Annotated in this window: 14 protein-coding genes; 5 read left to right on the plus strand and 9 right to left on the minus strand. The window is 73.6% G+C overall.

Annotated elements, in window-relative coordinates:
- The first annotated feature begins 46 nt into the window (after window positions 1-46).
- Complete coding sequence (locus F9C41_RS32255; protein WP_155390582.1) at window positions 47-697, plus strand: hypothetical protein; 651 nt, start codon at window positions 47-49, stop codon at window positions 695-697.
- On the opposite strand, the gene F9C41_RS32260 is transcribed toward F9C41_RS32255, so the two are convergent.
- Window positions 694-3,039: a hypothetical protein gene (locus tag F9C41_RS32260; RefSeq protein ID WP_155390583.1), complete on the minus strand. Its 2,346-nt coding sequence runs from the start codon at window positions 3,037-3,039 to the stop codon at window positions 694-696. The genes F9C41_RS32255 and F9C41_RS32260 overlap by 4 nt on opposite strands.
- 111 nt (window positions 3,040-3,150) lie before the next feature.
- On the opposite strand from F9C41_RS32260, the gene F9C41_RS32265 reads away from it, so the two are divergent.
- Window positions 3,151-4,080: a nucleoside hydrolase gene (locus F9C41_RS32265; protein WP_155390584.1), complete on the plus strand. Its 930-nt coding sequence runs from the start codon at window positions 3,151-3,153 to the stop codon at window positions 4,078-4,080.
- 29 nt (window positions 4,081-4,109) lie between these two features.
- Entirely contained in the window at window positions 4,110-4,295 is a 186-nt protein-coding gene (locus F9C41_RS32270) for a hypothetical protein (RefSeq protein ID WP_155390585.1), read from the plus strand.
- A gap of 18 nt (window positions 4,296-4,313) precedes the next feature.
- Here F9C41_RS32270 and F9C41_RS32275 read toward each other — a convergent pair whose 3' ends face one another.
- The 6 genes from F9C41_RS32275 to F9C41_RS32300 form a co-directional block, all read right to left on the minus strand.
- Complete coding sequence (locus F9C41_RS32275) at window positions 4,314-5,342, minus strand: DNA polymerase IV (RefSeq protein ID WP_155390586.1); 1,029 nt, start codon at window positions 5,340-5,342, stop codon at window positions 4,314-4,316.
- A 264-nt stretch (window positions 5,343-5,606) separates the two neighbouring features.
- Window positions 5,607-6,899, minus strand: a complete 1,293-nt coding sequence (locus F9C41_RS32280) for an MFS transporter (protein WP_230690179.1) — start codon at window positions 6,897-6,899, stop codon at window positions 5,607-5,609.
- Window positions 6,900-6,969: 70 nt separating this feature from the next.
- Complete coding sequence (locus F9C41_RS32285) at window positions 6,970-7,668, minus strand: hypothetical protein (RefSeq protein WP_155390587.1); 699 nt, start codon at window positions 7,666-7,668, stop codon at window positions 6,970-6,972.
- Window positions 7,669-7,719: 51 nt separating this feature from the next.
- The gene (locus F9C41_RS32290; RefSeq protein WP_155390588.1) at window positions 7,720-8,676 is read right to left on the minus strand and encodes a phosphotransferase family protein; all 957 of its coding nucleotides are present in this window, start codon (window positions 8,674-8,676) and stop codon (window positions 7,720-7,722) included.
- 282 nt (window positions 8,677-8,958) lie between these two features.
- Complete coding sequence (locus tag F9C41_RS32295; RefSeq protein WP_155390589.1) at window positions 8,959-9,693, minus strand: 50S ribosomal protein L36; 735 nt, start codon at window positions 9,691-9,693, stop codon at window positions 8,959-8,961.
- A 9-nt stretch (window positions 9,694-9,702) separates the two neighbouring features.
- On the minus strand, window positions 9,703-10,368 hold the full coding sequence (locus F9C41_RS32300; RefSeq protein WP_155390590.1) for a DUF3159 domain-containing protein: 666 nt from the start codon (window positions 10,366-10,368) through the stop codon (window positions 9,703-9,705).
- Window positions 10,369-10,480: 112 nt separating this feature from the next.
- Between F9C41_RS32300 and F9C41_RS32305 the strand changes: the two genes are divergently transcribed.
- Both F9C41_RS32305 and F9C41_RS32310 read left to right on the plus strand, forming a co-directional pair.
- Window positions 10,481-11,788 (plus strand): M20/M25/M40 family metallo-hydrolase, encoded by a 1,308-nt coding sequence (locus tag F9C41_RS32305; protein ID WP_155390591.1) that lies wholly within the window; start codon window positions 10,481-10,483, stop codon window positions 11,786-11,788.
- Window positions 11,789-11,847: 59 nt separating this feature from the next.
- Window positions 11,848-12,498: a hypothetical protein gene (locus F9C41_RS32310; RefSeq protein ID WP_120315680.1), complete on the plus strand. Its 651-nt coding sequence runs from the start codon at window positions 11,848-11,850 to the stop codon at window positions 12,496-12,498.
- Between the two features lie 237 nt (window positions 12,499-12,735).
- Here F9C41_RS32310 and F9C41_RS32315 read toward each other — a convergent pair whose 3' ends face one another.
- Together F9C41_RS32315 and F9C41_RS32320 are read right to left on the minus strand one after the other, a co-directional pair.
- On the minus strand, window positions 12,736-12,927 hold the full coding sequence (locus F9C41_RS32315; protein ID WP_120315679.1) for a DUF5703 family protein: 192 nt from the start codon (window positions 12,925-12,927) through the stop codon (window positions 12,736-12,738).
- A gap of 138 nt (window positions 12,928-13,065) precedes the next feature.
- Complete coding sequence (locus tag F9C41_RS32320; RefSeq protein WP_155390592.1) at window positions 13,066-14,034, minus strand: aldo/keto reductase; 969 nt, start codon at window positions 14,032-14,034, stop codon at window positions 13,066-13,068.
- Window positions 14,035-14,048 lie beyond the last annotated feature (14 nt).

A 14,048-nucleotide genomic window follows, 5' to 3' on the forward strand; every position in this document is an offset into this window, starting at 1 on the left:
CCTGACGGGGACAGCGCCGCGTGCGCCGTTCTGGTGTACTGCGAGCATGTCTCGGGGGCGGAAGATCTTCGCGGTGGTGCTTGCGGCGGTCCTCGTGGCCACCGGGTTCGGCGGCTACCGCTGGTGGCATGAACGGCCGCCGTACGGGCCGGAGGCGCTGGAGTTCGCCGCCACGGCGGAGCAGCTGCCGTCCGGTGGACGTCCCGGGAGTGAGTACCACGGCGTGAAGTACCACTCCGGCGAGGGCTCGGCGGCAGTCGGCGGGCGGATCACCTGGCGGCCGCCGACCGGGCGCGGCGCCGACTGGAGTGAAGACGGCTGGTTCATGATCTTCGTGGTGGACAGGCGCGTCGACCTCATGCCGTCGTGGGTGTGGGGTGTCTCCACGAGCGGACACGAAGTGGTGTCCGGCGGCGACGGCGTGCAGAACCGGATCGCGAAGAAGTATCCGTGGCTGCGGGGCGCGGGCGACATCCAAATCGACGACGACACCTGGCGCGACGGCGGCATGGCCCTGGCGACGACGCCCGCTGCCGGCGGGTTCGACTTCGTCGCCATGTTCTCGCCGATCCCGGACGGCGACCCGGAGCGGCGGTTCCTGGCCGCCGCCCCGATCGCCCTGTCCGACATCATGATCGCCGTCGCGTTCGTCGGCCCTGACCGGCAGGTCTACTGGGCCGAGCGGGTGTACGGCTAGAGGCCGACCTCGCTCTCGGTCATCGGCGGGCCGGGCTGCACCGGCACCTGGGGTCCGGCGGCGAGTGCCGCGGCCAGCTCGTCGACCTGCCGCCACACCGCCGGGTCGTCCCAGTAGCCGGTGTGCCGCCGGGCCAGCGGCAGCGGCTGGCCGTAGATGTACCAGCAGGTCTCCGGGTCCGGCAGCAGCACGTCCACGGCCTGCTTCGGCTCGGCGGCCAGCGCCGCCCCGCCGATGTAGTCGGTGTCGTAGTGGAAGTTGCGCCACGCGTGCAGCCGCGGCTCCAGCGAGCGCAGCACGGTGTCGGTGAAGTACGCCGGGAACGCCCACCCGTACAGCGTGCGCAGCGGTGAGCCGAAGGTGACCAGCGCGTACCGGCCGTCGGCGGGCAGGTTGTCCCGCTGCAGCAGCGCGGCCGCGGCGATGACGCTGCCCTGGCTGTGCGCCGCCACGACGACCTTGCCGCCGTTGCTGTGCAGCCGCCACAGCCGCCGCTGCACCTCGGGCACGGCCCGCTCGGCGTACGACGGCGGCGCGAGCGGGTGGAACGCGCGCGGCCAGAACGTGCACACGTCCCAGATCACGCCGATGCGTCGGCGGCTGGCCAGGTTGGTCCAGCCGCGCCGCAGCAGCAGCACGACCAGGATCGGCAGCGCCGCGGTGAGGTAGCTGCCCGCGGTGACCGTCCACTGCGTACCCCAGGGGAGCTGGTGGAACACCCAGTAGCGGATCTGGATCGCGATCAGCAGGAGCACGCCGACGGCCGCCATCGCGGTGAGCAGCCGGTCGATGTGGCGCGGCATCTGCGCGACCACCCGGGCCCGCACCACGCTCGCGATCCAGCGCCGCTGCGCGGCCGCGTTGTCGTACCAGTGCGGCTCGCCGTCGGGCTGGGGGTAGCGGTCGACGGCGTAGAACTTCTCGGCCTGCGCGCGGGCCTTGCGGCTCGCGCCGGCCCGCCAGTACGCGATCAGCTCGAAGACGCCGAACAGCAGGATCAGGGCCAGCGGAACCAGGGTCAGGTACTGGTGCAGCGTGGTGATGATCGGGTACACGTACAGCTCGCCGGGTGCGGCCGGCACGACCGGCACCAGCGACAGCGAGTTCACCTCGCCGAACAGGTCGGTGATGCGCAGCATCGCGCCCAGCATCACCGCGTTGAGCAGCGCGATGCTGACCGCGAGCACCACGAACGGGCCGAAGATGAAGAACACGCCCCGCTTCCAGCCGCCCAGCAGCGTGGACACCAGGGTCAGCCCGAGCGCGCCGAAGATGCCGCCGAAGGCGAAGTTGATGGTGTACCGCATGTTCGGCAGGTAGCCCCAGGGGTGCCCCAGCTCGGGCTGGGCCAGCAGGAACACGGCCGCGGCGGCCAGCGCGGCGACGGCCAGGGCGATCAGCAGCCCGGCCGCCCACCGGCGGCAGGCGTCCAGCGCGGTCACGATCAGCGCGCCGAGCACCGCGGCGCCGCCGAGGCCGAGCGCGGCGAGCAGCGCCCATCGGGCGGCCGGTCCGGGCAGGTCGCTGCCGGACACCATGCCGTGGCCCGTGTAGGCCAGGGCCAGCGCGATGAAGGCCAGCGCCGCGGCGACGTGCGCGCAGCCCAGGTCGAAGGCGCTGCGGCGGCCGTCCCAGAAGGCGCGGTCGGCCAGCGTCAGCTTGGGCTGGGCGGCGCTGGTCGCGGCCCGCGGCGGCTTGTCGCCCACCTGGTACGGCGGGTCGACCTCCTCGTACCGGTTGATGCTGCGCAGGGTCAGCACCGCCAGGAAGGCCACGAACAGCACCGGCACCAGCGCGCCGATCAGCACCCGCCGCCCGGCGTGCTCGGCCAGCAGCGGGCCGCGCAGCCAGCTCAGCAGCCAGTTGTCACCGGCGCAGTCGTCGCGCCCGCCGCACTGGTAGGCCAGCAGCTCCATGGTGCCCATCGCCATGACCAGCACCACGTTCACGGTGATGCCCAGCGCGGTCCAGCGTACGAAGGTGCGGTGCAGCCGGAACCGCCAGCCGGAGCCGTGGGTCTTCGGCGTGCACATCCACCCGGCCAGGTTGGCCATCGCGAACGGCAGCAGCAGCAGCCACAGCACGCGCGAACCGCTGCGGGAGGTGAGGCCGCCCCACGAGTAGGCCTCGACGTGGCGGGTGGGCAGGTCGGCGGTGCGGTAGAAGCCGGCGATGCGATCGCCGGAGACCTGCTGCGGGGCGAGGTCGCCGAGCAGGTCCTCCGCGGTGGTGCCGCCGACGCCGTGCAGGCGCAGCTCGGTCACCCCGGACAGGTCGACGGGAGGAGGGATCAGGCCGGACGGGCGGTCCACCGGCGCGGAGTCGTAGCGGGGCACGGGCATGGGGACACCCTGTTGCCGGGCAACGGGTCTGGCAACCGTCCGAATCGGCATACCGCGGGTCGCGAGCGCGACAGGGCGGCGGCCGATCACCCGATGGGGGAGGATGGCGGCATGGCGCGCGCTGTGATGATCGACTGCGATCCGGGTATCGACGACATGATGGCGCTGCTCACCATCTGCGCCAGCCCCGAACTCGACCTGCGCGGCGTCACCACCGTCGGCGGCAACGTCGGCATCGAGCTGACCACCCGCAACGCCAGATCCGTGCTCGCCCTGGCCGGCCGGGGCGACGTCGCGGTCGCCGCGGGCGCGGCCCGCTCGCTGGTACGCGTACCCGTCAGCGAGAAGAAGGGCGCCCACGGCGACGACGGGCTCGGCGGCATCACGCTGCCGGAGCCGCCCGGCTCGGCCGACGCCCGGCCGGCGGCCGAGTTCCTGGCCGCGACGGTGGCCGCCGCCGCGGAGCCGGTCACCCTGTTCGCGGTCGGGCCGCTCACCAACGTGGCCCTGTTCTACGCGATGTTTCCCCAGGTCGCCGCGCGGCTCGAACGGCTCGTGGTGATGGGCGGGTCGATCGGCGAGGGCAACATGACCCCGGCGGCGGAGTTCAACGTGTGGTTCGACCCGGAGGCCGCGCACCGAGTGCTGACCGACCCCGGCGTGCCCGTGCCGACCACCCTGGTGCCGCTGGACGTCACCCGCCGCACCGGCCTCGGCGACGCCGACCTCGCCGCGCTCGCCGGGTCCGGCCGGATCGGCGGGCTGACCGCGCGGGCGCTGGGCGGCTACCGGCACGGCCTCGGCGCGGTCACCCCCGTGCACGACGCGGTCGCGGTGCTGGCCCTGCTGCACCCGGAGCTGATGACGACGCGGCCCGCCCGGATCCACGTCGACGCGGGCGACGGCCCCAGCCGCGGCAACACCGTGGTCGACCTGCACCCCGGCACCGGCCCGACCGTCGACGTGGTCGTCGACGCCGACCACCGCGCGGTGGTCGACGCGCTGCTCGACCGGGTGACCCGCCTCGACCGGCGGGTTTAGGGACGGCTTCGGCGAGGTAGCCGTCAGTCATGGACGAGGACCGCACCACCTCACGCGCCGAGAAGCTGCTGCCCGAGGAACTGGCCGTCGGCAGCGACGATCCCCAGGCCCAGGCGGAGGCGATCCTGGCCGAGTCGGACATCCGCACCCTGCGTGCCGAGCGCGGCCCCGACCTCTACACCGAGCGCCGCACCTCGGAGCAGGCCGCCGAGTAACCGCCCCGCGAGGGCTTGTCAGCCGGGCGGGGTGAACTCGGCGCGGACGCCGAGCAGGCGGACCGGGCGGTCGGCGGGGAAGGCGGCCAGAGCTGCCAGGGCGGCCCGTTCGACGGCCGCCGGGTCGGTGGTGGGCGCGTCGAGGGTGTGGCCGTGGGTGCGGGTGGTGAACGGGGCGTAGCGCACCTTCACCACCACCCGCCCCACCGCGCGCTCCTGCGCCGCCACCGCGTCGGCGACCCGCACGGCCAGCACCAGCACCTCCCGGCGCACCTCGGCCCAGTCTTCGAGGTCGGCCTGGAACGTCGTCTCCTTGCTCAGCGACCGCGCGACGTAGGGCGCTCCTGTCACCGGGGTGTCGTCCTCGCCGTGCGCGAGCCGCACCAGCCAGGGCCCGGTGGCCGGCCCCAGTGCGGCGGCCAGTTCCTGCGGGTCGGCGGCGGCCAGCTCGGCGACGGTGTGCAGGCCCCGCGAGGCGAGCCGTTTCGCGGTCTTCGCACCGATGCCCCACAGCGCGTCGGTGGGCCGGGCGTCCATCACCTCGCCCCAGTTCGACCGCGTCAGCCGGAACACGCCGGCGGGCTTGCCGAACCCGGTGGCGAGCTTGGCGCGCAGGCGGTTGTCGCCGATGCCGACGGTGCAGTCGAGGCCGGTCGCGTCCCGCACCCGCCGCTGGACGTCGCGGGCGGCGGCCTCCGGGTCGCCGGTGTCCAGGGCGAGGAACGCCTCGTCCCAGCCGAGCACCTCCACCACCGCGCCGGTGTCCCGCAGCGCCGCCATGACCAGCGCCGACGCCTGCTCGTACGCGGCGGAGTCGACGGGCAGGAACACCGCGTCCGGGCACCTGCGGGCGGCGACGCGCAACGGCTGCCCCGAGTGCACGCCGTACTCCCGCGCCTCGTACGAGGCGGTGCTGACCACGCCGCGTTTGCTCGGGTCGCCGTCCCCACCCACCACCACCGGCCGCCCGCGCAGCTCCGGACGGCGCAGCACCTCGACCGCGGCCACGAACTGGTCCAGGTCCACGTGCAGCACCCAGCCGGTCACCGACCCATCGTCGCCCGGTCAGGCTGCCGAGCGCGGCGAACCGGCGGATAATGGGCTGAGGAACATGATCAATGGGGGGTGGTCGGTGTCCTCGAATCGCCGGCCCCGACCGGCACTGGCACTGGGCGTCGTGGCGCTGCTGGCGGCGGCGTTCGCGGCCACCGCTGACCCGGCCGGTTCGCGGGCGCTGCCCGGCCCCTCGGTCTCCGACACCGTGCAGGCCGAACCCCTGGCGCGACCCTGGCCGCCACCACGGCCCGACGTTCACGATGCGCAGTCCGGCCCGTCGCACGCGCGTCCGTGGCCGCCGCCCCAGCCGGCCGCGCCCGGCGTGTAGCCGTCGCGGTCGGCAGGACGCGGGGAGGGCGCATCGGTCTCGGGTCGGCGGCCGATGCGCGTTGCGGCCAGGAAGGTGAGAGCCGCGGCGACGCCGAGCACGACGCGGTGGTCGAGCAGTTCGACCGCGCCCGCGCCGACGGCGATGGTCAGCGCCGTCGGGGCGAACAGGGCGGTGCCGGCCGTCGCGGCGACCCGGCCGATCAGCTCCGCGGGCGTATACCGCTGCACGGCCGTCATCGCGGCGACGACCGTCCACGGCAGACCCACGCCGAGCAGCACCCGGCCCAGGGCGACGGCCGGCGTCGACGGTACGCACTGCAGCGCCAGGCCGAGCGCGGACAGCGCGGCGCCCCACCACGCCACGGCGGGCTCGCCGCGGCGGTCCAGCAGCCGCCCGCACAGCAGCCCGCCCGCGACCGACCCGGCGCCCTGCGCCGCGGCCAGCACGCCGGCGAACTCGGGCGCCCGCCCCAGATCCTCGACGATGACCAGGTATGCCGCCGCGTTGGACAGCCCCGACATCGCCACCGCCGCCGAACCGGTCGCCACGAGCGCGCGCAGCGTCGGGTGCCGCCACAGGAAGCCCATGCCCTCGCGGGTGTGCCGCAGCAGCGAGCCCGTGCCGGGTGTGGTCGCGGGCAGGGCGCCGGGGCGGATGGCCGCGTAGCAGGCGGCGGCCAGGGCCAGCGCCAGCGCGGCGAGCACGGCCACCGAGGGGCCGCCGTGCAGCGTGAACAGCGCCGCCCCGGCCAGCGGCGCGACGAGTTTCAAGCCCTCCTGCAGGCTCATCCGCAGGCTGTTCACGCCGCCGAGCCGGTCGGCGGGCACGGCCGCCTGGAGGATCACGGCCTCGCCCGCGTCGAGCAGCACGAAGCTGACGCCGTAGCCGAGCATCACCGCGAAGATCAGCCAGGTCTGGGCGGGTCCGCGTACGGCGAGCAGGGTCAGCAGGACGGCGGCCATGGCGATGCTGGTCGTCACCAGCAGCCGCTGCCGGGGCAGCCGGTCGACCAGGGCGCCCAGCACCGGGCCGGCCAGCGACGGCAGGTAGACGCACAGGCCGCACAGCGCGGCGAGGCTCGCCGAGCCGGTCAGCGTGAGCACCCACACCGACGCGGCCAGCGACATGGCCGTGCTGCCGAATCCGGAAGCGAGGGTGACCCCGAGAAACAGCCTGGCATTGCGGTCGCCGAGCACCGCCGTCGGTCCGCCGCCCATGACTTCCTCCCCATAGTTGAGTCCGAGCGGCTCATCATGGGCGGCCCGCGGTGGCCTGTCAATGTGGACGTCAGCCGGCGTGGACTCCGGTGCCGGCACCGGGCGTAGCGGCCCGGTACGCCCGGCGCAGCTCGGCCACGGCGACCCGCAGCAGCACCGGACGGCCGTCCAGATCGACGGTGTCGAGGTCGTCCACTGCGTGTTTAACCAGGGAATACAGTGCTCCAGCCGGGGCGTCGGCGGCCGCGGTGAGACCCGTGCGCACCAGCGCGGCGCGTGGGCGGGTGCCGTCCCAGGGCGGGTCCGCGGCCATCCGCGCCGCCGCGGAACGGGCGGCGGCGCGCAGCGCGGCGACCGGGGCAGTGTCAACGCAGTGTTGACAATCGCGATCGTCGGTGGCGGCCGCCTGCTCGCCGAGCCGGGCCGCGCGCTGCTCCGCGGCCTGGCGCGAGCGCAGGCCGAGCGCCGCCGCGACCCGATTCCAGCTCACGCCCCGCCGACGGGCGGCGGCCAGCAGGTCGCGCTCCGCGTCGTCGATCGCGGCGCGCAGGCTGCGCAGGTCCGCCAGCGCGCCGACGATCTCCTCCGCGTCGCCCCGCACGGCCGCCAGCACGCGCCGGTGCTGGTCCAGGCCGACCGTGCCGACATGATGACGATGCGGCTCTCCGCTGGGAGCCGGCGTGCCGTGACGGAGCCGGTCCAGGCCGCCGGCGGCAGAGGCCGAGCCGGAACGGTGCGAGTCCAGGTCGTCGATGGCGGAGGGGGTCACGGCGCCATGGTCGTCGGCCGACCATCGCGGTGTCAACGTCGCGTTGACACGTCAGCGGGTGAGCAGCTCGACCTCTTCGGTCAGCAGGCGGGCCAGGCCGGTCTGCCGCCACTCGTCGGTGATGCCGCGGCTGGGCACCTCCACCGTCATCAGCAGGTAGAGGTAGAGGCGGTACAGCGCGAGCCGGCGCCGGGCCGCGGCGTCGAAGGCCACCGGCGCGCCGGTCGCGGCGGCGTAGCCGCGCACGAACGGATGCTCCGGCTCGTCCTCGACCCGGCGCAGCAGCAGCGGCGACACGAAGTCGACCAGGGGGTCGCCGTACAGGTAGCGCTCGCCGTCGACCAGGCCGGTGAGCCGGCCGCCCGCGGCGAGCACGTTGCCGTCCCACAGGTCGAAGTGGACCAGCGCGGGCCGCTCGACCTCGTCCAGCTCGGGACTGTCCGCGACCACGCGGCGGATCACGTCGGCGGGCACGGGCAGGGCCACCTGCCAGGCGGCCGCGTCGGCGAGCATCGCCTCGACCATCGCGGTGAACGCCGCGCGCCAGGTGGCCGCCTGCGGCCGCGAGCCGGGGTAGCCGAGGCGGTCGCCGGTGACCGTGTGCACGCGGGCCACGGCCGCGCCGAGGTGTGCGCGCACCGCGTCGTGGTCGCCGTCGCGGTCGGCGCTGAGCGCCACACCGGGCAGGAACGTGGTGAACAGCCAGCCGTCGCCGTGGTGCAGCACGCGCGGGACGGGCACGTCGGGCACCTGGCCGGCGACCAGCCGGAAGTACGCCGCCTCGCAGGCGATCATGCCTTGCTCGTAGGTGAGCAGCGGGATCTCGGGGGACGGGCCGACCTTGAGCACGACCTCGCGGCCGTCGGACAGGCGTACCCGCCACACCGCCGCGAACCCGCCGCCGGACAGCTCCGCGCGAGCCGCGACGGTCAGGCCGGACCCGAAGGCCGCGCGCACCATCGCCGCGACGTCGTCGGGGGTGAGCTCAGGCTGGGTGGGGCTGCGCATCGCGCGATTCTTCCACGGCCCCCGGCGCGCGGCGGTCCGCCGACCGCACCGAGGACGATGGGCGGGGAGTGGGAACGTCGAGCCGACCAGCGCGTTGTGCAACGCGCGTGCCGGGCAGGGCCTGCCGTCCGGTGTGACTGCCGACGGCGGACCGGGCAACCGGCGCAGTCGGCTCGCCGTCCACAAAGTCCAGTGAAGCACGCTGTATGCGGTTTCGCGCATGCGTTCGCATGGATGTTACATGAACGTTGTGTTATAGATCGATGGCAGACGGTAGCCGGATCAGCGGTGGCGGACCCAGATGTTGGGTTCGGTGTACACCCCGGTGTCGGCCGCGCGATCGACGCGCAGGGTGCTCAGCCCGGCGGGGATGACGTAGTCGCCCGAGTCGGGCAGCGCCAGGCCGGTCCAGCTCTCCCAGTCGGCCACCGTGCCGGTGATGACCTGCGAGCGGGGCGCGGCGGCCAGCACCTGCGCGCCCATCCGGACATGGGTGCGCAGCCACGGGTCCTGCGGCAGCCCGTCCGGCCGGGTCCACTCCTGGTAGCGCTCGATCGGGGTGAGCGGGTAGCGGGCCTTGTGCGTGGGCCGGACCGGGCAGATCACCCGGGTGCGGCCGCGCCGCGCGGCGTCCTCGCACAGTGCGGTGAGCAGCTTCGCGGCCAGTCCCGCGCCCGTCCGGTCGGGGTGCACCTGCGCGGCGAGCACGGCGTGCGTATCCGGCGTGCGCCCGGCGTCATGCGCCGCCAGGGCGCGGGCGAGGCTGTCGTTGTACCCGGTGGGCAGGTCGTCGACCTCGCCGTTCCAGCACAGCGGCACCGCCCAGCCCGCCGCGACGGGCTCGTCGCCGTCGAGCAGCACCAACTCCAGCTCGGCGAACAGCTCACGGACGCGTCCGATGTGCAGTCCGGTCTCCTGGTCGTGGAAGATGAACTCCGGCCAGCCGCCGTCGAACAGCCGGTCGAGCTGCTCCTGCGGGCGGGGGCGGGCGTGCAGGGGCTCCGTGGTGAGGCTCACCGGGCGAGGCTAGACCTCGGCGGGCGCGGTTTTGATCACGGGGTGGCGCAGGCCGGGGTGGTCCTCGGGCAGGGATCGGCGCATCACGTACCAGCTGACGGCCAGGCACGCCGCGACCACCGGCCAGGTCAGCGCCACGAAGCTGAACGCCAGCGCCTCGGTCTGGCCCGCCCAGGCCAGCGGCAGCCAGACCGCGAGCCGCACGACGTACTGCATCACCCAGATCCAGCTGGCCCGGCTGTACGCGCGCAGCAGCGCCGGGTCGCGCCGCCACGAACTGCGCTGGCCGAGCACCCCGCCGACGACCACGCCGAGCAGCGGCCAGCGCAGCACGATGCTGACCGCCCAGGCCAGCGCGCTGGCGGCGTTGGTGGCGATGCGGATCAGGAAGAACGCCTCGGGGCGGTCGGTGTACAGCGCGATCAGCGCGGCGACGACCACGCCGAGCAGACCGACCAGCACCGCGCCGAGCTTGTCGCCGCGCAGCACCCGCCACACCCCGATCACCACGGTGACCGCGACCGCCGCACCCGCGCCCCACTCGATCGAGCGGTCGCCGGCCACGAAGGCGATGCCGAAGGCCAGGGGGCCGAGCGTGGCGTCCAGCGCGGCGCGGCGTCCGCCGAGCAGTTCGGCGAAGCTCTCACCGGCGGGTTCGGGCCGGGTGGCGGTCACGGGTTCTCCAGCGGTCGTCGGGGTTAGGTGAGCCTAGCCTGTTCTGCATCGAGCGGGAAGCGGCCGCGTCCTGCGCTGGGACATTCCGCCCCGACCTGGTAGGAAGATCCTTATGCGTACGCCCGCCACTGACGAGGTTATCGACCTCTGCCGCGACCTGATCCGCATCGACACCACCAACACGGGTGATCTGGCCACCAGCGCCGGGGAGCGGGGCGCCGCCGAGTACGTCGCGACCAAGCTCAGCGAGGTCGGCCTCGACCCGCAGCTGCTGGAGAGCCGGCCGGGCCGGGCCAGCGTGGTCACCCGCATCCCGGGCGCGGACTCCTCGCGCGGGGCGCTGCTGATCCACGGGCACCTGGACGTGGTGCCGGCCGACGCGAGCGAGTGGTCGGTGCACCCGTTCTCGGGGGAGATCAAGGACGACTTCATCTGGGGTCGCGGCGCGGTCGACATGAAGGACTTCGACGCCATGTCGCTGGCCGTGGTGCGCGACTGGCAGCGGACCGGCTACGTGCCGCCGCGCGACATCGTGCTCGCCTACACCGCCGACGAGGAGGCGGGCAGCGACTACGGCGCGGCGTTCCTCGTCGACGAGCACCGGGACCTGTTCGAGGGCTGCACCGAGGCGATCGGCGAGGTCGGCGGCTTCTCCTACACGGTCAGCAACGACCTGCGCCTCTACATGATCCAGACGGCCGAGAAGGGCATCGACTGGCTGCGCGTGCACGCCACCGGCCGCCCCGGCCACGGCTCCTTCGTGCACGACGACAACGCCGTGACGGCGCTGTCCGAGGCCGTCGCGCGCGTCGGCCGCCACCGCTTCCCGGTCGTGGTGACCCCGACCGTGCGGGCCTTCCTGGAGGAGGTCGGCGAGGCGCTGCAGATCGAGATCGACCCGGACGACCCCGAGGCGGCCATCGCCAAGCTCGGCCCGATCGCCACCATGATCGGCGCCACGATCCGCAACACCGCCAACCCGACCCGCCTGAACGCCGGTTACAAGGACAACGTCATCCCCGGGCGGGCGAGCGCCACGATCGACTGCCGGACCCTGCCGGGGCAGTTCGAGCTGTTCCGCGAGCAGCTGGTGGAGGTGCTCGGGCCGGATCTGGAGATAGAGTCGATTCACCGCCAGCCCGCGCTGGAGACCGGGTTCGACGGGGCGCTGGTGGATGCGATGGCACTGGCGCTCAAGGCCGAGGACCCGGGCGCGCACGCAGTCCCGTACATGCTTTCGGGTGGCACCGACGCCAAGTCGTTCGCCCGGCTCGGTATCCGCTGCTTCGGTTTCGCCCCGCTGCGCCTGCCGCCCGACCTGAACTTCTCCGCGTTGTTCCATGGCATCGACGAGCGCGTGCCGGTGGAGGGACTACAGTTCGGCGTGCGGGTACTGGACAGGTTCCTGCGGCAGAGTTAGGCCCGGTCGTGCGCGGCCGGGAACCGGCCTGTCTCGTCGTATGAAGGAGTAACCGAGTAATGAGCGACAACCACGCCGCCGTCGAGGCCGCGCTGGAAGAGATGATCACCGCCGCCCGGGCGCACCTGGCCGCTGTACGCGACGCCAAGGGTGAGGTCGACAGCGATGACGTCTGGCGTGCCTACGTGGCGTTCAACAACGCCGCCGTCACCTACGACGACGCCCTCTCGGAGACGTACGGCGAGCCGCTGCCCTGGGAGGTGGAGCCGATCGACCTGGAGAAGGCCGACCGGTTCATGGCCGACCTCGTCGCCGCCGAGCAGGCCCCGACCGACCCGCACCCGAAGGTGATCTCGGTCCGGCAGCGCCGCGACTACCTGATCCCGAGCGTGTCCGCGCTGATCAGCGCCGCCGAGCTGGCCCGCCGTGAGGCCGGTCTCAGCGACGCCGACTCCGAGCCGGTGGCCTCGGTCGCCGACGCGGTGCTGGAGCTGCTGCAGAGCTCCGACGGCTCGCTCGCCGCGCTGGACATCCCGGAGCTGGAGCCGCTGGACGGCATCGTCACCGTCGCCGAGGTGGACAAGTCCCTGGAGCCCGACGACTTCGAGGAGACCGACGCCAACGGCCCGTTCACCCTGGGCGCCTCCGACAAGCTGGTGGCCCGCCTGGACGAGCACCTCAACGGCGACATCATGGAGGACCAGGACTGACGTCCTGATCCATCGGCTGCGGCGCGTACCCGGACGGGGTGCGCGCCGCCTGCGTTTCGGGGCGGGGCGACCCGGTCGGCTTCCGTGCGCCGCGCGAGCAGGCCTGGGCCTCGCTCCTGACCGCTTTCGGGTCCCAGACGGGCGGATGGGAGCACGTTCCGTCGGCCGGCGGTGCGTCGTTCGTCGCACGTCGGCTCCGCCCCGCCGCCGACCGGGCGGGTGCGCCTGGTCGCAGCGTCAGACGGAGAGGCCGGGCAAGGGGAAGGCCCGCAGCGGCCGGCGGAGCAGCACCTTGCGGGTGCCGTCCTTCATCAGCTGCACGCGGGCCAGTTCCCAGCCGCCGTACTCAGCCTGGATCGCGAGCCGCACCGCGGCGGTCAACCGATCTACATCCGGAGGTAACCGCAGCGGTGCGTATTCGTAGTCCATAGAGCGATGGTGCACCTCTGTCCCAGGTCAGGCAAGCAGGACGGGGATCCCATCTAGCCGTATTAAGCCCGTTCGAGTACCGAATGCGGCAGAACATCCCGTTCCGCGGCCCCGACAACGCGATCCGGGGTCGGTGGGCTATTCGAGTTCGGGGTAGCCGACGGTGATCGCGGAGACGTCGTCGAGCGCGCGGGAGATCTCCAGGGGGAGTTCGATCTCTTCGACCTGCAGTGCCGCCACCAGCTGGCCGACGTTGCGGGCGCCGAGGATCGGCGCGGTGACGCCGGGACGGTCGCGCACCCAGGCCAGCGCGACCTCGGCGGCCGACACGCCCAGGCCGTCGGCGGCGGTCGCCACCGCCTCCACGATCGCTGAGCAGCGCGGCTGCAGGTATGGCAGCACCGAGCGCTCGAAGTGTGGCGACGCGGCCCGTGAGTCGGCCGGGCGGCCGTGGCGGTACTTGCCGGTCAGCACCCCGCGGCCCAGCGGTGACCACGGCAGCACGCCCAGGCCCAGTGCCGCGCACGCGGGCAGCACCTCCCGCTCGATGCCGCGCTGCAGCAGCGAGTATTCCATCTGGGTGGCCGTGATCGGGGCCCGGCCGGGCCAGGCCCGCTGCCAGGTCGCGGCGCGGGCGGTCTGCCAGCCTGAGAAGTTCGACACACCGGCGTAGCGGGCCTTGCCCGAGCTGACCGCGTGGTCGAGCGCGGCCAGCGTCTCCTCCCACGGGGTGTCCGGGTCCTGGCCGTGCACCTGCCACAGGTCCACATAGGTCACGCCGAGGCGGCGCAGGGTGGTGTCGAGCGTGCGCAGCAGGTGCCCGCGGGAGCCGTCGTGGCGGCGGCCGGCTCGCGCCCGCAGCCCCGCCTTGGCTACGATCAACACGTCGTCGCGCGACACCATGGCGTCCAGCAGCGTGCCCAGCACCGCTTCTGCCTCGCCGTCGGCGTACACGTCGGCGGTGTCGAGCAGCGTGCCGCCGGCGTCCACATAAGCCTTGAGCTGCGCGCCCGCGTCATCCGGATCGGTGTCCAGACCCCAGGTCATGGTGCCCAGGGCGAGGCGGGAGACCACCAGCCCGCTACGGCCGAGCGGTCGTTGCTGCATGGGGTGAACTGTAT

Source organism: Catellatospora paridis, assembly GCF_009720365.1.
GTDB classification, from domain to species: domain Bacteria; phylum Actinomycetota; class Actinomycetes; order Mycobacteriales; family Micromonosporaceae; genus Catellatospora; species Catellatospora paridis.